Origin of the sequence: Streptomyces sp. NPDC102441 (genome assembly GCF_044765585.1) — a bacterium.
Classification (GTDB): domain Bacteria; phylum Actinomycetota; class Actinomycetes; order Streptomycetales; family Streptomycetaceae; genus Streptomyces.
This window is the reverse complement of sequence record NZ_JBIWKH010000005.1, coordinates 394,594-414,996: the sequence shown is the minus strand read 5'-3', so window position 1 is coordinate 414,996 and position 20,403 is coordinate 394,594. Positions and strand designations below refer to the sequence as shown.

The 20,403-nt window shown below is 70.4% G+C and carries 20 protein-coding genes; 9 read left to right on the top strand and 11 right to left on the bottom strand.

Annotated elements, in window-relative coordinates; translation table 11 throughout:
• Positions 1-4 precede the first annotated feature (4 nt).
• On the top strand, positions 5-658 hold the full coding sequence (locus ACIREO_RS13395; RefSeq protein WP_404108395.1) for a CatB-related O-acetyltransferase: 654 nt from the start codon (positions 5-7) through the stop codon (positions 656-658).
• 177 nt (positions 659-835) lie between these two features.
• On the opposite strand, the gene ACIREO_RS13390 is transcribed toward ACIREO_RS13395, so the two are convergent.
• The 4 genes from ACIREO_RS13390 to ACIREO_RS13375 form a co-directional block, all read right to left on the bottom strand.
• Positions 836-2,296, bottom strand: a complete 1,461-nt coding sequence (locus ACIREO_RS13390; RefSeq protein WP_404108393.1) for a carboxylesterase/lipase family protein — start codon at positions 2,294-2,296, stop codon at positions 836-838.
• Positions 2,297-2,377: 81 nt separating this feature from the next.
• Entirely contained in the window at positions 2,378-3,277 is a 900-nt protein-coding gene (locus ACIREO_RS13385; RefSeq protein ID WP_404108390.1) for an MBL fold metallo-hydrolase, read from the bottom strand.
• 34 nt (positions 3,278-3,311) lie between these two features.
• The gene (locus tag ACIREO_RS13380; protein ID WP_404108388.1) at positions 3,312-3,731 is read right to left on the bottom strand and encodes a hypothetical protein; all 420 of its coding nucleotides are present in this window, start codon (positions 3,729-3,731) and stop codon (positions 3,312-3,314) included.
• Between the two features lie 115 nt (positions 3,732-3,846).
• The gene (locus tag ACIREO_RS13375) at positions 3,847-4,767 is read right to left on the bottom strand and encodes a helix-turn-helix domain-containing protein (protein ID WP_404108385.1); all 921 of its coding nucleotides are present in this window, start codon (positions 4,765-4,767) and stop codon (positions 3,847-3,849) included.
• A 136-nt stretch (positions 4,768-4,903) separates the two neighbouring features.
• Here ACIREO_RS13375 and ACIREO_RS13370 point away from each other — a divergent pair, with 136 nt between their 5' ends.
• Positions 4,904-5,098: a hypothetical protein gene (locus ACIREO_RS13370; protein ID WP_404108382.1), complete on the top strand. Its 195-nt coding sequence runs from the start codon at positions 4,904-4,906 to the stop codon at positions 5,096-5,098.
• A gap of 86 nt (positions 5,099-5,184) precedes the next feature.
• On the opposite strand, the gene ACIREO_RS13365 is transcribed toward ACIREO_RS13370, so the two are convergent.
• The 4 genes from ACIREO_RS13365 to ACIREO_RS13350 form a co-directional block, all read right to left on the bottom strand.
• Positions 5,185-7,002: a glycoside hydrolase family 2 protein gene (locus tag ACIREO_RS13365; protein WP_404108380.1), complete on the bottom strand. Its 1,818-nt coding sequence runs from the start codon at positions 7,000-7,002 to the stop codon at positions 5,185-5,187.
• Between the two features lie 85 nt (positions 7,003-7,087).
• On the bottom strand, positions 7,088-7,987 hold the full coding sequence (locus ACIREO_RS13360) for a carbohydrate ABC transporter permease (RefSeq protein ID WP_404108377.1): 900 nt from the start codon (positions 7,985-7,987) through the stop codon (positions 7,088-7,090).
• A gap of 3 nt (positions 7,988-7,990) precedes the next feature.
• Positions 7,991-8,923: a carbohydrate ABC transporter permease gene (locus ACIREO_RS13355; RefSeq protein ID WP_404108374.1), complete on the bottom strand. Its 933-nt coding sequence runs from the start codon at positions 8,921-8,923 to the stop codon at positions 7,991-7,993.
• Positions 8,924-8,945: 22 nt separating this feature from the next.
• Positions 8,946-10,316, bottom strand: a complete 1,371-nt coding sequence (locus tag ACIREO_RS13350; protein ID WP_404108371.1) for an extracellular solute-binding protein — start codon at positions 10,314-10,316, stop codon at positions 8,946-8,948.
• A 271-nt stretch (positions 10,317-10,587) separates the two neighbouring features.
• Between ACIREO_RS13350 and ACIREO_RS13345 the strand changes: the two genes are divergently transcribed.
• Positions 10,588-11,646, top strand: a complete 1,059-nt coding sequence (locus ACIREO_RS13345) for a LacI family DNA-binding transcriptional regulator (protein WP_404108368.1) — start codon at positions 10,588-10,590, stop codon at positions 11,644-11,646.
• Between the two features lie 119 nt (positions 11,647-11,765).
• Here ACIREO_RS13345 and ACIREO_RS13340 read toward each other — a convergent pair whose 3' ends face one another.
• A complete protein-coding gene (locus tag ACIREO_RS13340) occupies positions 11,766-12,569 on the bottom strand; it encodes a sulfite exporter TauE/SafE family protein (protein WP_404108366.1) in 804 nt (267 codons plus the stop codon).
• An 84-nt stretch (positions 12,570-12,653) separates the two neighbouring features.
• Between ACIREO_RS13340 and ACIREO_RS13335 the strand changes: the two genes are divergently transcribed.
• Together ACIREO_RS13335 and ACIREO_RS13330 are read left to right on the top strand one after the other, a co-directional pair.
• Positions 12,654-13,472 (top strand): AraC family transcriptional regulator, encoded by an 819-nt coding sequence (locus tag ACIREO_RS13335; protein ID WP_404108363.1) that lies wholly within the window; start codon positions 12,654-12,656, stop codon positions 13,470-13,472.
• Positions 13,473-13,663: 191 nt separating this feature from the next.
• On the top strand, positions 13,664-14,584 hold the full coding sequence (locus ACIREO_RS13330; RefSeq protein ID WP_404108360.1) for an AEC family transporter: 921 nt from the start codon (positions 13,664-13,666) through the stop codon (positions 14,582-14,584).
• 113 nt (positions 14,585-14,697) lie between these two features.
• On the opposite strand, the gene ACIREO_RS13325 is transcribed toward ACIREO_RS13330, so the two are convergent.
• Positions 14,698-15,114 (bottom strand): nuclear transport factor 2 family protein, encoded by a 417-nt coding sequence (locus ACIREO_RS13325; protein ID WP_404108358.1) that lies wholly within the window; start codon positions 15,112-15,114, stop codon positions 14,698-14,700.
• 562 nt (positions 15,115-15,676) lie between these two features.
• Here ACIREO_RS13325 and ACIREO_RS13320 point away from each other — a divergent pair.
• The 4 genes from ACIREO_RS13320 (at position 15,677) to ACIREO_RS13305 (ending at position 19,244) form a co-directional block, all read left to right on the top strand.
• Positions 15,677-16,495 (top strand): lysostaphin resistance A-like protein, encoded by an 819-nt coding sequence (locus tag ACIREO_RS13320; RefSeq protein ID WP_404108355.1) that lies wholly within the window; start codon positions 15,677-15,679, stop codon positions 16,493-16,495.
• A 154-nt stretch (positions 16,496-16,649) separates the two neighbouring features.
• Complete coding sequence (locus ACIREO_RS13315) at positions 16,650-17,558, top strand: zinc-binding dehydrogenase (protein WP_404108352.1); 909 nt, start codon at positions 16,650-16,652, stop codon at positions 17,556-17,558.
• Positions 17,559-17,629: 71 nt separating this feature from the next.
• A complete protein-coding gene (locus ACIREO_RS13310) occupies positions 17,630-18,547 on the top strand; it encodes a cupin domain-containing protein (RefSeq protein WP_404108349.1) in 918 nt (305 codons plus the stop codon).
• A gap of 130 nt (positions 18,548-18,677) precedes the next feature.
• The gene (locus ACIREO_RS13305) at positions 18,678-19,244 is read left to right on the top strand and encodes a GNAT family N-acetyltransferase (RefSeq protein WP_404108347.1); all 567 of its coding nucleotides are present in this window, start codon (positions 18,678-18,680) and stop codon (positions 19,242-19,244) included.
• 34 nt (positions 19,245-19,278) lie between these two features.
• Here the strand turns inward: ACIREO_RS13305 and ACIREO_RS13300 are convergent, their stop codons facing one another.
• The gene (locus tag ACIREO_RS13300; RefSeq protein WP_404108344.1) at positions 19,279-20,376 is read right to left on the bottom strand and encodes a tetratricopeptide repeat protein; all 1,098 of its coding nucleotides are present in this window, start codon (positions 20,374-20,376) and stop codon (positions 19,279-19,281) included.
• Positions 20,377-20,403 lie beyond the last annotated feature (27 nt).

The window sequence follows — 20,403 nt, the reverse complement described above, 5'->3', positions numbered from 1 at the left end:
CACGATGCCGCCCGTCCCCGCCGACCCCACCGTGCTCCACCCGATGCCCGAGCACCCGCGCGTGGTCCTGCTCAAGCCCTTGGTGAAGTCGCCGCTGATCGAGGCCGGTGACTTCTCCTACTACGACGATCCGGACGAACCGACCGAGTTCGAGACGCGCAACGTGCTCTACCACTACGGTCCTGAGCGGCTCGTCATCGGAAAGTACTGCGCGCTGGGGACGGGCACCCGGTTCATCATGAACGGCGCCAACCACCGTATGGACGGTCCTTCCACCTTCCCGTTCCCCACCATGGGGGGCTCCTGGGCGGAGCACTTCGACCTGATCACCGGCCTGCCCGGCCGGGGCGACACGGTGGTCGGCAACGACGTGTGGTTCGGCCACGGTGCCACGGTCATGCCCGGTGTGCGCATCGGTCACGGCGCGATCATCGCCGCCGGCGCCGTGGTCACCGGCGACGTCCCCGACTACGGCATCGTCGGCGGCAACCCCGCCCGGCTCATCCGCACCCGCTACGAGGCCGCGGACATCGCCCGGCTCCTCGCCGTGGCGTGGTGGGACTGGCCCGTGGAGCACATCACCAGGCACGTACGGACGATCATGTCGGGGACCGTCGCCGGCCTGGAGGAGGCCGCCGCGCGGGCCGGCCGGCCCTGACACCGCGTCCTCGCCGCACTTCACCTTCGCGGCGCGGTGATCCTGGGAAGCGGCACGCCGGGTGAGGCTCGTCTGCCACCCGCGGCAGGCTCGCAAGCGTTGTCCTACGTGTGGAAGGCACCAGTGGAAAAGGCCCCCTTCCACGCCGTGCCCGTCCACGCCGGAGTGGCCTGCTGGTTACTGCCAGGTCCAGGTACCGGCGATGTGCATAGCACGGGGGCGCCGGGTTTCGTGGGGAGGCCATCCGGGGTCGCCGGTGGTGGCGAATCGGATCCAGGTCCGGTGCATCCGCTCTGCGAGGTCGGCGGGCGGGGGCGCGGAGCCGAGCAGCGCCTGCGGGCCGTGGAGGCCGGGGAGCCGGACGTTGTCGAAGACGAAGGGCAGCTCGATGGTGTGGGCGGCGCCGAGTCGTCCTTCGAGGGCGTCGGACCGCCAGCCGAACTCGTAGAGGAACGTTCTGGCGGGGTGTGCGGTGGCGTGGGCGGTGGCTGTGCGCCGGGTGCCGTTTCCGAAGAGCGCGTCGCTGACGATCGCGGAGTGCAGCTCGGGGTTGGACGCGCCGGGGTGCCGGCTCCGGTATTCCTGGACGAGGACGGAGGGGTGCGGGTGGGACTGGGCGGCGGTCAGGAGGAGGTCTTCATCGCTGGTGCCGGTCAACCGGCCGTGAGGGGCCAGGTAGAGGTTTCCTTCCTCCGTGTTCGAGCCGATGAGCAGGTCGACCTCGGCCCCGCCTCCTGCGGCGATGGCGTCGGCGGGCTGCCGGTCGAGGACGAGGCTGAAGGGCGTGATTCCGCCCAGGGGGTGGAAGGCGTCCCGGGTGCGGAGGTCCACGGAGCCCAACTGCGGTATGACAGCGACCAGTTCCTCGTCGGACAGATCGGCCAGGGCCATGGCTGTGGGCGGGCGCCGGAGTTGCCGGCCGACCTCGTCCGTCACGCGGTCGGCCTGGTCGGGAGTGAAGGCACCGGTGCCGGTCCCGCTCTGGACGATCATCCGGTGGATGAGTCCCTGTGCGGCGGGGTCGGCCAGGACGCCGTTGACGAGGATGGCGCCGGCGGACTGGCCGAAGAGCGTGATGTTGGCGGGGTCGCCTCCGAAGGCGGCGACGTTGTCCTGGATCCAGTGCAGTGCGGCGAGGATGTCCAGCATGCCGCGGTTGTCGGGCGCGTCGTCCAGGTGCAGGAAGCCGGGGATGCCGAGGCGGTAGTTGACGGTGATGAGTACGACGCCGTCCCGCGCGAAGCCCCGGCCGTCGTAGAGCTCGCAGTGGGAGGAACCGGCGACGAATCCGCCGCCGTGGACGAAGACCATGACCGGGGCCGGGCTGTACCGGGGTTCGGGAGCCCAGACATTGAGCGTGAGGTAGTCGTCGCCGTGGATCCAGCCCGGACCGAAGTACGGTGACATGTCGAGAGCGCCGAAGCTGTCTCGCCGGGGCTGTGGTGCGGTGGGGCCCTGCCGGGTGGCGTCCCGGACGCCGTTCCAGGGTTCGTGCGGCTGCGGCGGGGCGAAGCGGCCGGCTCCTACCGGGGCGCCGGCGTAGGGCACGCCGAGGAACGTGGTGCCGTCGGCGTGGCGGCGGCCTCGGACCGTACCCGAGGTGGTGCTGACGTTCGGGGAGGGGTCAGGGAATGCCATCTCGTGTCCTTGTCCGTGGTGGGGGCGAGGGTGGACCGCGGACCCGGGGTACGACCCCCGGGTCCGCGGACCGCCCGGCTGTCAGAGCCGGTCGAGCGGGGCCCACCGCTTGATGCCGAACGAGCCGCCGCGCCGTTCCACCTCCAGCGCGCCGCGTCCCGCGAAATGGGCGGGCAGGACAAGCGCGTTGGAGTCAGCGGCCCAGCCGAGGAACTCGTGACGGGTCTTGCGGGCGGTCTCCGCGTCCTCGCAGAAGCAGCTGTTGTGGTCCGGCTGCATGACCTGGAAGGGGGAGTGCATCAGGTCGCCGGCGAAGACCGCGCGCTCGGAACCGGACGCCAGTTTCACGATGCTCGATCCCGGTGTGTGGCCAGGTGCGGCCTCCAGCCGCAGATTGCCGTCGATCACGTGACCCGACTCCCAGAGCTGGACCTGGCCCGCCGCGTGCACTGGAGCGACGCTGTCCTCGAAGACGTTCTGGTTGACCCCGCCGGCGATCTTCGGGTTGTCTGCCGGGTTCCAGAACTCGAAGTCGGCCTTGGGCATCAGATAGGTGGCGTTGCGGAAGGTCGGCACCCAGGACTGGCCCTCCAGACGAGTGTTCCAGCCGACGTGGTCGACGTGCAGATGGGTGTTGACCACGATGTCGACGTCGTCGGGGTCCACGCCCGCCCGCTGGAGGTTGCCGAGGAAGTCCAGTTCCAGATGACCCCAGGACGGAACGTATGGCCGCTCCTTGTGGTTGCCGACGCCGGTGTCGATCAGTACGGTCCGGCCCTCGCTGCGCAGGACCCACGTCTGCACGGCGACCTCGCAGATGTCGGTCTCCGCGTTGAGGAAGTCCGGGACGAGCGCGGACCGCTGCTCGTCCCAGTCCTGCTTCGGCGAGCCGGGAAAGAAGACGTCCGGGGTCATGCCGATCGGTCCGTGCATCTCCTCGACGCGGGTCACCTCGACATCGCCGAGAATCATGTCGCTCATGGTGTGTACTCCTGTGTCGTCAGTGGGTCGGGTGTTACAGGTGGCCGCGGCGCAGGTGGGCGCGGAGCAGGTTGGGATCGGTGGCGGAGTTGTAGGCGGCGCTGAGGACGGCCACGTCATTGCCGTGCACGGCGACGGAGGTCGGGCCCTGCAGTCCGTCGGCGGCGTCGAGGAGGGTGGCGCTGGTGCCGTCGGGCCGGATGAGCACGACCTTGTTGGGGCCGTTGAGCGCGGCCAGGACCTGGTCGCCGCGCCCGGTGAAGGTGAAGTCGTCGATGCCGACCAGGCCCGCTGCCTTGACCTGCGGCTTTCCGGCGCGGTTGCGGGCGCCGACGGGAATGCGCAGGAGGGTGCCCTTGTCGACCCATGATGGCTGCCGCGGCCACGAGGACCGCCGACACGGTGCTCGTGATGCTTCGTTCGGACATGGTGTTCCCTTATTGGTTTCGGGCATGCGGAAGCTGCACCGCGGGGCGGTCGTGCGGCCGGAGGGCGCGGGAGTACGCGGGCAGGGGGCAGCCGGGCGGCGCTACGGCGGGCGCGCACGCAGCGGTGTCGGCCTGCCTGGGTCAGCCGGTGGTGCGGGGCTCGGCGTCGTGGGACGGCTGGGCCGCTCCCTGGGGCGCGAGGGCGTGGGTGGTGACGGTGGTGTGGGCGAGCAGGGCCAGGGCTGTCGCCGAGGGGGAGTCGGGGTCGGCCGTGGCCACCACCAGGACGGGACCGTCGCCCTGCGGGCTCTGGAGCGTCTGCTGGGTGACTGTCAGGGTTCCGACCAGGGGGTGGCGCATCTCGTAGTCGGTGGTGTCGCAGGCCTGGATCCGGTGGTCGGCCCACATCGTGGCGAACTGCGGGCTGCGCATGGTCAGCTCGCCGATCAGTCCGGCCAGTTGCGGATCGTCCGGGTACCGGCCGGCTGTCAGGCGCAGGTTGCCCACCACGGCCCTGGCCTTGGCGGGCCAGTCGGTGTAGAGGTCACGGGTGTGGGCGTCGAGGAACACCAGCTTGGCCATGTTGGGTCGTCGGCCCGGGTCGTCGGGGCTGCTCGGATCGAGATGGCCGGCGAACAGAGCGTGGCCTTGACGGTTCCAGGCCAGGACATCGCTGCGGCGGCCCATGACGATGGCGGGTGTACCGTCGATGGCTGCCAGCAGGGCGCTGGTGGCCGGGGTGACGCGTTCGGCCCGCGGTCGGCCCGCGGATCGGCCTCCTCTCGGTGCACGGGCCAGGGCGAGCAGATGGGCACGCTCGGACTCGTCCAGTCGCAGAGCCCGCGCAATGGCGTCGAGCACCTCGGGGGAGGCGTTGCGCGACTGGCCCTGCTCCAGGCGGGTGTAGTAGGGAGCGCTGATGCCCGCGAGCATCGCGAGCTCCTCCCGCCGCAGCCCCGGTACCCGGCGCCGCTCGCCGTAGGTCGGCAGCCCGACGTCCTCGGGTCGCAACTGGGCTCGGCGTGCCTGGAGGAAGTCGGCGAGTTGCCCGTGCTTGTTCATGGCTCCGAGTATGCGCACCCACGGCGATCCGTGCCGCACCCTGATGGGGTAGGTATCCGCAGGGTCTGGCCGTCCCCGGCCCGGGACCCCGGGGACCGCGTTCGCCTTTGTCGTCGGCGGTGCCGACCACGGCATCGTGCGCTGGAGTTGGCACTTCAGCGAACAGGGCGGCGGCAGCGTCGTCCAGCAGTCCTGGCAGCTGTTGCGCACCGATCCGGTCCTGGGCGACACCCGCGAGGACATCGAGGCGCTGCGCGACCACATGGCCGACAGCGCGGAGTCCACCCTGGTTGCCCTGGTGGAGTGGATCACCGGCCACGCCGGCCCCTGATCCCTCATACCGATCGGCCGCCGCAGACGCGGCGTACACCACCGGGAGGGCTCAGGCCTCCGCGAGGAGGCCTGAGCCCGGGTGCGTCAGTGACCGTCCCGCTCCTCGATGGCCGCCGGGCGTGACTGGGCGGCGCGGACGCGTTCCACGTCCAGCTTGGTGGAGCGGTCGAAGCGGTAGACGCCGTTCTCCTCCTGGAAGACGTCGGTCAGCTGCGTGTAGCAGTAGCCGAACATGTCCGGATCCCGCAGCAGGACGCCGGTGAGACCGCTGAAGCGCGCGTGGAACTCGTCCTCGCTCCGCACCCGCTCGCCGTAGCCCCAGGACAGCGTGCGGTCCTCGCCGGACTGTTCCGCGGCAGCCTCCGGGTTCCACCAGATGCCGCCGAACTCGCTGACGAAGTACGGCTGCCCCCGGTAGGGCTGCGAGTAGGAGGCCCCGTTCTCGTAGGCGTTGACGAACGGCTCGCCCTTGGCCAGTCCGGACATCAGCTGCCGGAAGGCCTCCGGGTCCTGCTCGTAGCTGTGGGCGTCGTAGATGTCGGTCTCCGCGACCCGGTGGGCGTAGCCGGACGCGTCGATCACGGGCCGGGTGGTGTCCAGCGCCTTGGTGGCGAGGAACATGGCCCGGGTGACGTCGTCGAGCCCGGTGATGCGGTCGTGCAGCTTCTGGTACGTCTCGTTGAGCGGGCACCAGCCGACGATCGAGGGGTGCGAGTAGTCGCGCTCCACGGCTTCGAGCCACTGGCTGACGTAGGACGCGTCGGGCTGCTGGTTGTTTCCCGAGGAGCCGCCCGTCTCACAGCCCCAGTCCCCGAACTCGCCCCAGACCAGATAGCCGAGGCGGTCCGCGTGGTAGAGGAAGCGCTCCTCGAAGACCTTCTGGTGAAGCCGGGCCCCGTTGAAGCCCGCGTCCATCGCGAGCTCGATGTCGCGGACCAGCGCCTCGTCGGTCGGTGCGGTCATCAGGCCGTCCGGGTACCAGCCCTGGTCGAGTACGAGCCGCTGGAAGAGCGGGCGCCCGTTGAGGGTCACCGCCTTGCCCCGCACTCCGACGGCACGCAGCCCGGCGTAACTCTCCACCGTGTCGAGCAGCTCCCCCCGTCCGTCGGTCAGTTCGAGCCGGAGGCCGTACAGATGCGGGTCATCCGGACCCCACTCGCGCCGCCTGTCCTCCGGGACCGGCAGGTGGAGGCGGGGTGCGAGGCCGAGGTCGGCGCGCGCCTCGGCCCGGCACACCTCTCCGTCCCCGTCGCTCAGGACGGCGCGCACCCGGTGGCCCGGCAGGCTGCCGGACAGCGGGAGTTCCAGGTGGAAGGCGGAACCGGCCAGGTCGGGGGTGATCCGCGGGCGCCGCAGGTGCACCTCGTGGACGGGCTCCAGCCAGACGGTCTGCCAGATACCGGTGACCCGCGTGTAGTTGCAGTCGTGGTTGGCGTACTGGACCGCCTGCTTGCCACGGGCCTGCGGGCCCGAGCGGGGATCGCGCGCCCGGACGGTGACGACCACGTCCTGTCCGGAGCCCGCGATGTCGCCGAGATCGGCGGAGAACGGGGTGAAGCCGCCACGATGGCGCGCGACCTCGGTGCCGTTCGCCCAGACGGTCGTGTCGTGGTCGACGGCCCCGAAGTGGAGCAGCACCCGGCGTCCCGCCCACTCGGCGGGCAGCGAGAGCACACGCCGGTACCAGACGGCCTCGAGGAAGTCGGTGTCGCCGATACCCGACAGCACGGACTCCGGCGGGAAGGGAACGAGGATCTCCCCGTCCAGCTCACGGGTGAGGAGACCCCGTTCGAGACCGCTGTCCCCTCGGTCGGTCTCGAACTGCCAGAGGCCGTTCAGGTTGAGCCAGTCGCGACGGACGAACTGCGGTCGCGGGTACTCCGGGCGCGGTACGGAGTGCATGGGCACGCGTGCTCCAGTGGGTCGTCGGGCCGGCGGTGAAGGGCCGGCCCCGGGGTGGTACGGAGGAAGGGACGGGCGGGACGGATCAGGATCCGCCGAGCCCGGTGGTGGCGACCGAGCTGACGATGCGGCGCTGGAAGAGCAGGAAGACCACGACCAGCGGCAGCGCCGCCAGCAGTGCCGACGCCATGGCCTGGGCGTACTGGATGCCGAAGGCGTCCTTGACGGTGGCCAGCCCCACGGGGAGCGTCATCAGGCCGGGATCGTTGGTGACGATGAACGGCCACAGGAAGTTGTTCCAGGCACCGATGAACACGAAGATCGAGACGGCAGCCACGATCGGCCGGGACAGCGGCAGCACGACCGACCGGAAGACACGCACCTCGGACGCGCCGTCGAGCCGGGCCGCGTCCTCCAGCTCCCGGGGGATGCCGTCGAAGAACCGCTTCAGGATGAACACCATCATGGGCGCCACCACTTGGGGCAGGATCACCGCCGCGTAGGTGTCCACCAGGTTGAACATCAGCATCTGCTCGAACAGGGGCACCACGAGCAGTTGCGGCGGGACCATGACGGCGGCGACGGTCACTGCCATCAGGCCACGCCGGCCGCGGAAGGTGCCACGCGAGAAGCCGTAGGCGGCCAGGGTGGAGATCGCGACGGTGATCAGCGTGACCAGTCCCGCCACCAGGAAACTGTTGGCCGCCCAGAGGAGCACGTTTCCGCGTTCGAGGATCTGCTCGTAGGCGGACAGGGTGAAGGCGCCCTTGAACGGTGAAAGGCCCGGCTTCGCGACGTCCTGCTCGCTCTGGAGGGAGGTGGCCACCGCCCAGAGGAAGGGCAGGAGCCACACGGCCGCCAGCACGGTGAGCGCGGTGCCGGCCAGGACGCGGGGCAGCCGGCCGTGGCCGAGGAGCAGGGGCGATCCGGACGGGTCCCTGGGTGGGCGGCGCCGGTTCCGCAGGGTGGTTGCGGTGGTGGACATCGGTCAGTCCTCCTGGCGGAAGAGACGGAGCTGCGCGAGCGAGACGACGATGACGAGGGCGAAGAAGACGTAGGACACCGCGGAGGCGTAGCCCAGGCGGTAGCCGGTGAACCCGACGTCGTAGACGTACTCGAGGATGGGGCGGGTCGAGCCGTTGGGGCCGCCCTTGGTGAGGATGTAGATCTGGTCGAACACCTTCAGCGACGCGAGGATCTGGAGCATGGCGACCAGCACGGTGGTCCTGCGCAGCTGCGGGAGTGTGACGGACCAAAGGCGGCGCCAGGCGCCGGCGCCGTCGAGCGCGGCGGCCTCGTCGTACGTCGTCGGCAGGGACTGCAGAGCGGCCAGGTAGAGCAGGAAGTTGAAGCCGACCGTCCACCACACCGTGAGCGCGGCCACCGACCACATCGCGACGGCCTCGTCGGACAGCCAGCCGACGGGTTCGAGACCGAGCGCCCCGAGCAGTTCGTTGCCGAGGCCGACGTCCGGCTGGTAGAGCCAGGTCCATATGAGGGTCACGACGGTCACCGGCAGGAGGTAGGGCACGAAGAAGGACAGCCGCCACACCCACTGACCGGCCAGTCCGCTGTGCACGAGGAGCGCCATGACCAGCGCGACCAGCACCAGGGGAACGCTGGAGAGGGCCGTGAAGAAGACGGTGTTGCCGAGGCTGCTCCAGACGTCCGGGTCGCCGAACGCCTCGGCGTAGTTGTCGAACCCGACGAACGACGTGTCGCGCAGCGCCAGGGAACTGTCGGTGAAGCTCATCCAGAGGCCCTGGACCACGGGCCACACCAGGAAGAGCACGAAGGGGACCGCGAACGGCAGGACGAAGAGCAGACCCGGACCGCGCCGGCGGGAGCGGCGTGGGGGAGCAGCGGCGAGGGGTGGTTCGCCGGTGGGCGCGGGGGCGCCGATGGGCGTGGTGGTGGTCACGTCGGAAACTCCTTCTGCTCGGTCAGGCCACCGGGTTGGGCTGCCGCAGCAGCGTGTTCGCCTCACGGACCATCTGCCGCACCGCCTTCTCGGCGGAGGTGTTGCCGAGCAGCGCCGACTGGAGGGGCTGGCACATGCGGTTCTGGAAGTTCGAAGCCGCCCCGGCGAACCAGTTCGGCGGATCGAGGACCGCCACCTTGCCCGCGTCGGCGTAGGAGGACTGCGGGTCCAGAGCCGCGTACTCCGGCTCGGCGAGCACGGGCTGGTAGGCGGGGATGTGCCCGGCGGTCGCCCAGGTCAGGCTCTGCTTCAGGATCTGCGCGACGTAGCGGTGTGCTTCCCGGCGGCGTGCCGGGTCGGGGCTGTTCTGGTGCGGCAGGACGAAGCTGTGGGAGTCGGTGTAGACGGCGGGCCGGTCGAACACCTGAGGGAAGGGAGCGGCTCCCAGCGGGATGCCGGACTTCTGGAGCGTCGGCAGCTCCCATTCCCCGAGCATGGCCATCCCGCCGCGCCCGCCCAGGAACCCGGCCAGCGCGCTGTTGTAGTCCAGGTTGTTGGGATTGGTCCTGCCGTCGAAGATCTGCTGCATGAACGACACGACCTGTACCGCGGCGTCGGTGTCGATCTCGGCCGGACCGCCGTCCGGCAGCGTGAAGGCGGCGCCGGTCTGCGCGTAGAACGCGGCGAACTGCCGCCAGCTCTGGGCGGTGTCGGTGACATGGCCGAAGAGGATGCCGGACTTCCCCGTCACGTCGGCCAGGGCCTTGCCCGCCTCCAGGAGCGCCTTCGGTGAACCCATGGGGGCGAGTTCGCCCTTCGGATCGAGAAGCCCGGCTTTCGCGGCGACGTCCTTGTCGTAGAAGACGATGAACGGGTGGACGTCCAAGGGGATGGCGTAGACGCCCCCCTGGTGCTTCGTACGTGCCCAGACGGCCGGTGTGAAGTCCTTCTCGGTCACGCCGAACTCGGCGAGCAGATCGAGGTCGAAGGGGTCCAGCAGCCCGCCGGGGGCGTAGCCGGCCAGCCGGGACAGGTGCAGGACCGCCACGTCGGAGGACCGTCCGCCCGCGGCCGACATGGCGAGCTTGGTGTAGTACGACGGCCCCCAGTCGAGGATCGTGCGATCGATGTCGAAGCCTTCCGGTCCCTCGGAGACGGCCTTGATCATGTCGTTCATCAGCATGCCGTCACCGCCCTGGAACAGGTCCCAGACGCTGAGGGACGAGGCGTCGGACGCGGAGGCCGGTGAGGAGCACCCGGCCAGTGGCCCCATGGCGAGCAGCGCGCCCGCCCCGGCTGTTCCGTAACGGAGGAAGCGGCGACGGCCGATCCCGGGTGCCGGGCCGTAGCCGGGCGCGGCCGACGCCTCATGGGCGGGGGACGAAGAACTCATCGCGGACCTTTCGACGGCCGACGCTCATGCCGGATCGGCGGAGGACCGCCCGGCGTGGGCGGGTCCACCGCACACGGCAGGTGGGTGGCCGCACTGGCTGAAACAGTGCGGTCACATGTTTTTACATCGATGTACATTGGCTGTAAAGAGTTCGGACGGTACGGGTGTTCGACACCTTCGGGCGTGCATCGCACCGCGTCGGGAAGCCCGCGTCGGCCCCCGGGAGGCCGGGACGTAAACTCGGCAGCGCTCGATGGCAGGGAGGTCGGTCGTGGCACGGCCCAGGATCAAGGACGTCGCACGGCACGCCGGGGTGTCGGAGAAGACCGTGTCCAACGTGATCAACGATTACGTCCATGTCTCCGACCGGACCCGGCGCGTGGTCCGGGAAGCCATCGACCACCTCGGGTACCGGGTGAACCTGGCGGGCCGCCACCTGCGGAAGGGCCGTACCGGCATCATCGCCCTCGTGGTTCCCGAGCTGGACGTCCCGTACTTCGCGGAGCTCGCCCGGCATGTGATCCGTGAGGCGGAGCAGCTCTCCCTCACGGTGCTGATCCATCAGAGCGGGGCGGACCGAGAGCACGAGCTGGCCGCGCTCGCCGGCTTCGGTTCCGACTTCGTCGACGGGATCATCCTCAGCCCGCTCGCCCTCACCGCGGACGACCTCCGTCAGCGGGTGGGTGTTCCGCCGACCGTGCTGCTCGGAGAGCTGCTGGAGGAAGGGGCCGACCATGTGGCGATCGACAACGAGAAGGCCGCGCGCCAGGCCACCGAGCATCTGATCGGCCTCGGGCGCCGGAACATCCTCGCGGTCGGTGGCCACGAGGCCCCCGGCCTGGGGACCGCGGAGGCCCGCACACGTGGCTACCTCGCCGCCCTGGCCGAGGAGGGTCTCACCCGCCAGCCGGACGCGTTGCTGGCGGTGGACGACTTCAGGATGCCGGCGGGCGCCCGGGCGGTGGCCGGGGCCCTGCGTGCGGGATTGCGGCCGGACGGTCTGCTGTGCCTCAACGACCAGCTCGCCCTGGGGGCGTTGCGCGCCCTCCATGAACACGGCCTCCGCGTGCCGGAGGACGTGGCGGTGATCGGTTTTGACGATGTGGAGGGCGGCCGGTTCAGCGTGCCGACGCTGAGCACCGTGGCGCCCGACAAGGCGGCGGTGGCCAGGGTCGCCGTCCAGCTCCTGCACCACCGCATCGGGGAAGCGGCCGCGCGGAGCCCGCAGGAAGCCGACCCCGGGGGGCCAGGTGTCCAGGCACCTCAGGACCGCGTGGTGGCCCACCGTCTCGTCCTGCGCGAGAGCACGGAGGGCCCCGGGGCCCGGTGACGTGATGCAGCCCGTCCTGCAGATCTGCCGCCCGTCCGACGGCCTCGGCCTCCGGCCGGTCGCGGAGGTCGAGCCGTACATCGCCGCTGCCCCTAGGTCATCTGACGACGGGACAGCCCTCAGGCAGAGCCCAGCATCGCCGCGGTCACGGCGATGAGCAGCCCGGTGTAGGCCCATGCGTGGGCGCGGTCGGGGATCCGCGGCGGGCGGCGTCGCAGCACGGCGATCACCGGCAGAGCTCCGAGGAGCAGCGCCGATGCGGCCCGTACGTCGATGAGCCCCACCAGGTGCGTATGCGCGTCCGTGGCGGCGGGGACCGTGGCGGCGCCCAGGGACACCAAGGCGGCCGGAAGAGCGATGGCGAGGGTCAGTGGATTGGCGAGCGCCGTCGCCGTCCGCATGGTGTGTCCGGCCCGCCGCATCGCGGGCACGGTCATCACACTGCCTCCCACGCCGAGGAACGCGGCGACGGCACCGACCGGCGCGCCGAGGAAGGCGGGCAGGGGACGCGGGGCGTCCGAGGTGGTCCCGACCCGGCCGGGCGCACGCAGGAAGCCGGGGCGCAGGAGCAGATCGGCGACGGTCAGGGCGACGTAGGCGACGAACGCCCAGCGGACCGGACCGGCGGGCGCGAGGCGCGTGACGAGCGCACCGGCGGCGGCGCCGGCCGCCAGGAGCAACAGCAGCGGACCACTGCCCCGGAGCGCGACGAGCACCCGTCGCGGTGTGACAGCGGTGGCGAACCCCGCGTTCACCACCATCACCAGGGCCGAGGTGGCCGTCGCCACCCGCATCGCGTCCCCGCCGAGTGCGGCGTCGGCCCACACCACGACCGGCACCGCGACGAATCCGCCGCCGAACCCGAACAGCACCGTCGTCACCCCGGTGAGGAGCCCGACCCCTGTCAACACCACCATGTCCATGAGTCCACTCCACCAGCTGCAGCGTGCGTCCCGCATGCGATGGTCGGCACACTTCTTTCGCGTCCCAGCCAGTACGGTGGAGGAGTGAAGAACGTCCCACTGGCCGATGTCGACCATGCCGACAGGGTCGTCCTGCCGATCGGCACCGACTATCCGCCCGGTCATGTGCTGGACTGGCACGAACACCGGCGCGCGCAGTTCCTCTACGGGGCGACGGGGGTCATGGTCGTGGATACGGCCGACGGGACCTGGACCGTCCCGCCCGAGCGCGCCGTACTCATTCCGGCCGCTACCCGGCACCGTGTGCGCATGCTGGGGGTGAGCACCCGGAGCCTGTACGTCGAGCCGGGTGCCGTCCCCTGGTGGCCCGCAACCTGCATGGTGGTCGGCGTTCCGCCCCTGCTGCGTGAACTCCTTCTGGCTGCGGTGGAGTTCGAGGCCGATTACAGCCTTTCGGGGCGCGAGGGAACCATTGCCGCGCTTCTACTGCATGAGATCTCCGAGCGCGCACCTCTGCCGTTCCACGTGGGGATCCCCGCATCCGCCGATCTCGCGCGGCTCTGCCGCGCGTACCTGGCCGCCCCGGACGCCGGCGTCACCAATGCGGCATGGGCCGCCGGAACGAACATGAGCGAACGGGCCTTCACCCGGCGTTTCCGCACGGAGACCGGCGACAGTCCAGCCGTCTGGCGGGCCCGTGCCCGTCTCCTCGCGGCCGTGCCGCTCCTGCGCACCTCATCGGTCAGCGAGGTCGGCGGCCGACTCGGCTATGCCTCTCCAGCCGCTTTCACCGCCGCCTTCACACGCGCCTTCGGCCTGCCGCCGTCCCGCTTCGTGACCGCCGGCGCGCACCGCCCCGGTGCCGGCCGTTCCGGCGGGTCCCACGGAGCTCGAGGGCGCTGACGGCGGTCGCGGGGTGAGGCTGTGTGTGATGTGGCCGCGCGTGAGCTGTGCGCGGCGCCCACGGCTGCGCCCTTACGGCACTACTCCGTGGTGACCGTAGGCTAAGCCCTGGTCAACACCTCGGCAGGCGGTTCCCGCAGCAACGGCCCCACCGCTGATCAGCCGTGTACGAATCATCAGCAAGGAAGTTCATGCAGGGAGTGCTCACCGGGTTCGCGGTGATCGCCGCCGTCATCGGCGTCGGCTACTTCATCGGGCGCCGCGGACACCTGGGGGACGACGGCCGGACGGTCCTGACCAGGCTCGCCTTCAATGTGGCGACCCCCGCACTGCTCTTCACCACGCTGGCGGGTGCGGACCTGTCGGTCATCTTCTCCCAACGGCTCCTCGTCACCGCGGCGGCAACGGCCTCCGCTGCCGCCCTCTTCGTCACCGTGGGACTCCTGCGGGGCTGGGGCACGGGGCAGATCACCATCGGCGCCCTGTGCTCCAGCTACGTCAATGCCGGCAACCTCGGGATCCCGATCGCCGTCTACGTGCTGGGAGATGCCTCGCTCGTCGCCCCCGTGCTGCTCTTCCAGCAGATCGTCGTCACCCCGCTGGCCCTGACCATCCTCGACCTGAGCCGGCCCGGAGAGCCCCGCCCCCTCTGGCAGCGCCTGACCACACCGCTCCGGAATCCGATGGCTGTCGGCTCGCTGTCAGGCGTACTCGTGGCCGCTTCCGGATGGACCGTACCGTCGCCGGCCCTGGAACCACTCACTCTCATCGGCAACATGTCGGTCCCCGCCGTCCTGCTGGCCTTCGGGATCTCCCTGCGCGGCAGCGGCATCCCGGCCCGTGGGGACAACCGGCCCGCGATCGTCCTGTCCGCCGCCCTCAAGACGACTGCTCAGCCCCTCATCGCCTGGAGCATCGGCGCCGGTGTCTTCCATCTGCACGGCGCCGCTCTCCTCGACGTCGTGGTGGTCTCGGCGCTGCCGGCCGCACAGAACCTCTACACCTACGCCTCGCAGTACCGGGTCGCCGAACAACTCGCCCGGGAATCCATCCTGCTGTCCACCGTCGCCTCGATCCCGGCACTGATCACGGTTGCCGCTCTCCTGGGGTAGGCGAACTGGCCGCCCTGGCAGGAGCATGGCTTGTGCGGCGGTCCGGGACTTGGTGAACGCGAGGTCCTGGCCTCCATGTGCCCCGGGTCACGAGGCCCCTGAGCACTTTCCACTCAGCCGGCGTCGAACGCCTCCGCGACGGTCAACGTGTCCTCGTACAGGTGCATGCGGACGATCCGGTTGTCCTCGACCGCCAGGTGCATGGCCGCCGGTGTGGTGAACTCCTTCCCGCTGGCCGCGACGGTGTGAGTGAAGGCCGCCAGCAGCACCACGTCACCACCGTCGACGATGACGCGCTCCAGCACGACCTTGCTCCTGTCCTGCGCGAAGTGCGGCCACATCGTGGTGAAGTACGGCGCGACCTCCTCCCGGCGGGTGCGGCGCCCGGTCCAGGGCAGTGCGTCACTGCCGGGGACGTGCCAGTCGATCTCCTCGGCGAACAGTTCCTGGATGCCGTCGGGGTCCTGCCTGCCGAGGCGCTCCACGAACTTCTCGGTCACGGTCCGCGAGGTCTGGGTATCTGTTGCCATCGTCCTTGTCCTTAGTTTTTCGTTCGCATGAGGTGTGCCGGCCGGGCCCCGGGCCGGGCCAGGAAGTGCCTGATGAGCGCCCCGCCTTCGAACAGCGCGCCGAGGTCGAGGTCAGGCGGCTCTCAGGACATCCCGCGGTACGTCCTCCAGCGTGGTCTGTGACCTCGTGACCGCGTCGCTGATACAGCCCGAGCCATGTCAGGGCGCGCGCCACGAAGGGCAGTCTGCTGTTGGCGCTCATGCCGGACTCCACCTGCCTCGTCGCTCGGATCTAGTCGTAACAATAGTTGTTACGATCGCGTGCGGCAAGTCCCGCCTGGGCCGGCCGGACCGGTCTTGTCCCCCATGGGAGCTATCGCCAAGTGTCCTCTCCGGCGGGATGTCGCGGCCCGCTCCGGTTTCTAGTCTCAGTTGTGTCGCAGGCAGCCGCCTCGAGAAGCAAGTTGAGAGGTCGAACAGAATGGCGAGCACAGGCAGTTTGGAGAACACCGCACAGCAGGCCGGACTTCCTTCCGGCCGGCGCCGGTTGCGCACGTTCCGGTTCCCCGTTCTACTGCTTGCCATGATCGGTGTGATGGCGGCGGTCGCCGGGATCAACCAGCTCGTCGCTCCCCTTCCGCTCCTCGCACTGCCGGTGGGTACCGGCCTCGCTGTCGCCGGTGTGGCCGGCTACCGCTGGCTGTGCCGGACCGTCGAGCAGCGGACCGTCCCCGAGCTCGCGAAGACGGGTCAGTGGTCCCTGATGAGGCGCGGTGCCCTGCTCGGGTTCGGCGCGTTCACCAGCCTGATGCTGCTGATCGGGATGTTCGGTGGCTGGGAGGACCTGTCCTGGGGCTCCTTCGGTGGGCTCATCGCCACCGCCGGCATGATGGCGGGCGTCGCGGTCACCGAGGAGGCACTGTTCCGCGGGGTCCTGTTCCGCATCCTGGAGGAACGTGCGGGCACCGTGATCGCACTGGTCGTGTCCTCGGCACTGTTCGGTGCGACGCACCTGGTCAACGTCAACGCCACGCTGTGGGGCACGCTCTCGATCGCCTTGACGGGCGGAGTCATGCTGTCCGCCGCCTACGTCGTGACCCGCTCGCTGTGGCTGCCGATCGGCCTGCACTTCGCCTGGAACTTCACCCACGCCGGCATCTTCGGTGCTGTGATCTCCGGCTCGGACACGGCGCCCCACGGCCTGCTGGACACCACGCTGTCCGGTTCGTCCCTGCTGACCGGGGGCACGTTCGGACCGGAGGCCAGCCTGATGGCTCTCCTGGTGTGCCTGGTGCCCACGGTCCTCCTGCTGCGGCACGCCGCCCGCACCGGCCAGATCAAGCGCCGCCCGCGGTCCGCCAAGGTATCCGTGCACGGCTCGCCGCGCCGCGAGTCGTACTGACACAGATCGTCAACTGATTGATTCTCACGGGACTGGTCGCTGTCCCGGTCCTGAGTAGGGTTCCAAGAAGGCGGCGGCGCGCGGCATTCGCGCACTGGATCCGCCGGCCGCGCCGAGTGTTCCGGCGTATTCACGAGAGAAGGAAGCACCCCCTATGCGTGCCCTTGTGGTCGCTCACGGCGAGACCGGACCCGTCCGGTTCGCCGATGTCGATGAGCCCGTACCGTCCCCCGGCGAGGTGTTGGTGGAGATACGGCACATCGGTCTCAACTTCGGAGAGCTGAATTACGTGGAACAGTGGCCGGCCGGCGCTGTGCACGGTCACGACGCGGCCGGCGTCGTGGTGCGCGCCGCATCCGACGGCTCGGGGCCGCCCGAAGGCACGCGCGTCGCAGTGGGCATGGCTCCCCACGCGTGGGCGGAGCGGGTGGCAGTCGGCCCCGCCTCGCTCGGCACCGTCCCCGAGGGCGTGGAACTGGCCGACGCCGCCGCGCTGGGGATCGCCGGAGTCACCGCGTTGCGGGTGCTGCGCAAGCGTTCCCTGCTGGCGCGCAACGTCCTGGTCACCGGGGCCAGCGGGGGCGTGGGGCACTTCGCCGTCCAGCTGGCGGCGCTGGCAGGCGCCCGGGTGACGGCACTCGTCGGTTCGCCGGACCGGGCCGCCGGACTGCGCGAACTCGGCGCCGACGAGGTCCTGACCGACCTGGCCGAGACCGAGGACCGGTTCGACCTCGTCCTGGACACGGTCGGCGGGCCGCTGGTGGCCCAGGCGTGGAGTTCCCTCGCCGAGGGCGGCACCATCCACCTGGTCGGTTACTCCTCGGGGCAGGAAACCACGTTCCCGGCGGGGGCCTTGTTCGGCTTCGGTGAACCCCGCAGCATCGCCACCTACGGCGACATGACGCCGACCAGCGGGGAGCTGACGGACCTGCTGGGCCTCATGGCCGCCGGGAGGCTCTCGGCACCGGTCGGACTGCGAGGCGACTGGCAGGACGTGGACGACGCCGTCCGGGCGCTGTTCGCGCGGAAGGTGCACGGAAAGGCCGTTCTTGACGTGGCCTGAAGCTGTGCACGAGGGCACGGACGCCGTCGCCCGCCGACGGGCGGTTCGCGGCGGTGGACGAGAATGGACCCATGGACGTGCTGGCGGAGGTCTTGCGTGTCTCGGGTGCGCGTGGGGCGCTCGGGGTCGTGCTGAAGGCCGGAGGAACCTGGGGACTGTGGCTGGACTCCTATCCAGGAGCGGCACTGCACGTGGTGTCCCGCGGCACGATGTGGCTCCACGTCACAGGTGAGAAGCCACTTCAGGTGCAGGCCGGAGACGCCGTCCTGGTGTCGCCGGGCACCGCACACGGGATAGCCGGCGGCGCCGGCGTGACGATGGGTTCCTGCGACCGTGAGGCGGCGGCCAGGGCTTTCGGCGACGGCCGAGCCCTGCGGCTGGGCTCGGCGCCGGTGCAGACGGAAGTGATCGTCCTGCACTACGAGCAGGACCCGGAGGTGAGCACACCGGTGCTTACCTCCCTCGCCCGGCCGATGCACGTCACAGCCCGCCAGAACGCACAGCTCAGCAGGGCCGTCGAACTTCTTGCTGCGGAGCTCTCGCAGCCGCAGATCGGCACCACCGCCGCCGTCAACAGCATCGTCGACCTTCTGCTCGTCCAGTTCGTACGCGCCTGGCTGGCCCGCCACCCGGAGGAGCAGTCCGGCTCATGGCTGGGAGCGATGCGTGATCCGGTCGTGCGCGACGCCCTGGCACATGTCCACGCCCGACCGGAACACCCCTGGACCACGGAGACCCTGGCCGCCGCGACGAGCGTCTCCCGGGCGACGCTGTCCAGGCATTTCCGGTCCGCCCTCGGACAGACGCCGGGCGCGTACGTGACGCAGTGGCGCATGGACCTGGCGTCCGTCCGGCTCCGCGACACCGACGATCCGGTCGAGTCGATCTCCGGCGCGGTCGGCTACGCCTCTCCGCACGCTTTCAGCCGTGCCTTCCGACGTGCCCGAGGTCTGCCCCCGGGCGAGTACCGTTCTCGGCTTCGCACGTGATCGCAGGCACTCGGTCGGTCCGACGGCCTGCTCCTCGTTCCGCCCGGAGCCGCACCTGGCGAACTCGCACCCGGGCACCCGGCGTGGATCGCGGCGGCGCCGGCCGTGTCCCGCCGCTGTCGTTTCCCCGATGAGCGACATGTGGACCGGTGAGAAGGTACGCCTGCGAGGGGTCGAACCCGAGGACTGGGAGGGCTTCCGTAACCTGGCCCGGAACACTCTCGATGTCCGCGACGCCGACTCGGCCGACCCTCCGCGCTCCGACGGGAGTTTCCGTTCCTGGACTGCTGAGCGTGCTGGACGTCCGCCGGGAGGCGAAGCGTTCCGCCTGGTGGTCGAGGCGCTGGACGGCCACGCTTTCGCAGGCTCGGTGACCGTCGGGGAGACCGACAGCCGTGCGGGACGGTTCAGAACCGGTGTCGAGATCACCCGCGAACACCGGCGCAGGGGATACGCGGCCGAGGCGACCGGGCTCGTCCTCACCTACATGTTCGCCGAACAGCGCCACAACAAGTGTGAGGTGGAGGTCCACGCCTTCAACGACGCCTCCCTCGCCCTCTACCGCAGGCTGGGCTTCGTGGAGGAAGGGCGGCTCCGCCAGCACGAGTTCTTCGCCGGCGGCTACCACGACGTCGTGCTGCTCGGCATCACCGCTGCCGAGTACTGGGCCACACATCCGCGCCTGTCGGTGCGGTGACCCCCGCGTCACCTCCTCGCCCCCGTGGGGGAGGTCATCGCGTCGCCGCCTCCTCGACGCGGCCGCCCGCGTCGGGCAGGGGACCCACCCCCAGCTCGGCCGCGGCCTTGTCGACCATGTCCCGTGCGTGCGTCAGGCCGATCCGGTCCAGGGTCCGGCGGAGTCCCGCCAGTTCCACGGCCGTCTCCGCCGGGTTCCCCCCGAGCCGGGCCAGCGACTTGGCGAGCCCCAGCCGTGACAGAGCCGTCCCCCGTGGCTCGTCCATCTCCTGGAATTCCGCGAGCGCCTGGGCGTACGTGTCGCGGGCCTGCGCGTACTGTCCGGCCCGGTAGAGCACATTGCCGCGCATCTTGTGGTTGTACGCCAGCGCACCGGACAACTTCATCTCGAGGCAGGCCGATTCGGCCTCGGTGAGCAGCGCCAGCGCACGCTCCACATCACCATCGCGTACGGACACCACGTCGGCGATACCGCGCAGCGCCCATGCGCGGCCTCGCCGGTCATCGGCACGGCCCGCGGTTTCGGCCGCCTCCTCGAAGAGGGCGAGCGCCTTGTCGTACGAGCCGGTGTTCCGGTGCATCTGGGCTATCCCCTCCAGAGCCCACACCGCGTGCCTGGCCTCGCCGCGCCGGCGCGCCTCGGCGAGCAGCTGTTCGTGCAGTTCGCCGACGGCCTGGTAGTCGCCCTGGATACGTCCGGTCTCCGCGAGGCCGGCGAGCGAGTAGCTCCGTACCATCACGTCACCGCCTCGCTCGCCCATCTCGGCCGCGAGCCCGAGCAGCCGGTACGCGAGTGCCAGCGTGCCCCGCTGGCGGGCGAGGGTGCCACCGCTCCACAGCGCCCAGGCCATTGCTCCGACGTCCTGGGCCGAACGTGCCGCACGGTAGCTCGACTTCCAGGCGGCATCGGCCTCCGCCACCCGGCCCAGCCGCCGGTACGCCTCCGCGACTGCGAGCCCGCAGCGCGCCATCTCCCGCTGTTCTCCCGCGCGTTCCGCCGCCCGTACTTCCTCGATCCCCTTCGCCAGCACCTCGGCGAGGGAGGAGTTCACCGACAACGAGCCCAGCGCCCCCTGATACTCGGGAGCGAACGCCTTGTCCTTCGGCCGATCCTGCTGCGCCACCCGTGCCACCCGCTCACTGTCTCGTCCGTCTGCGGA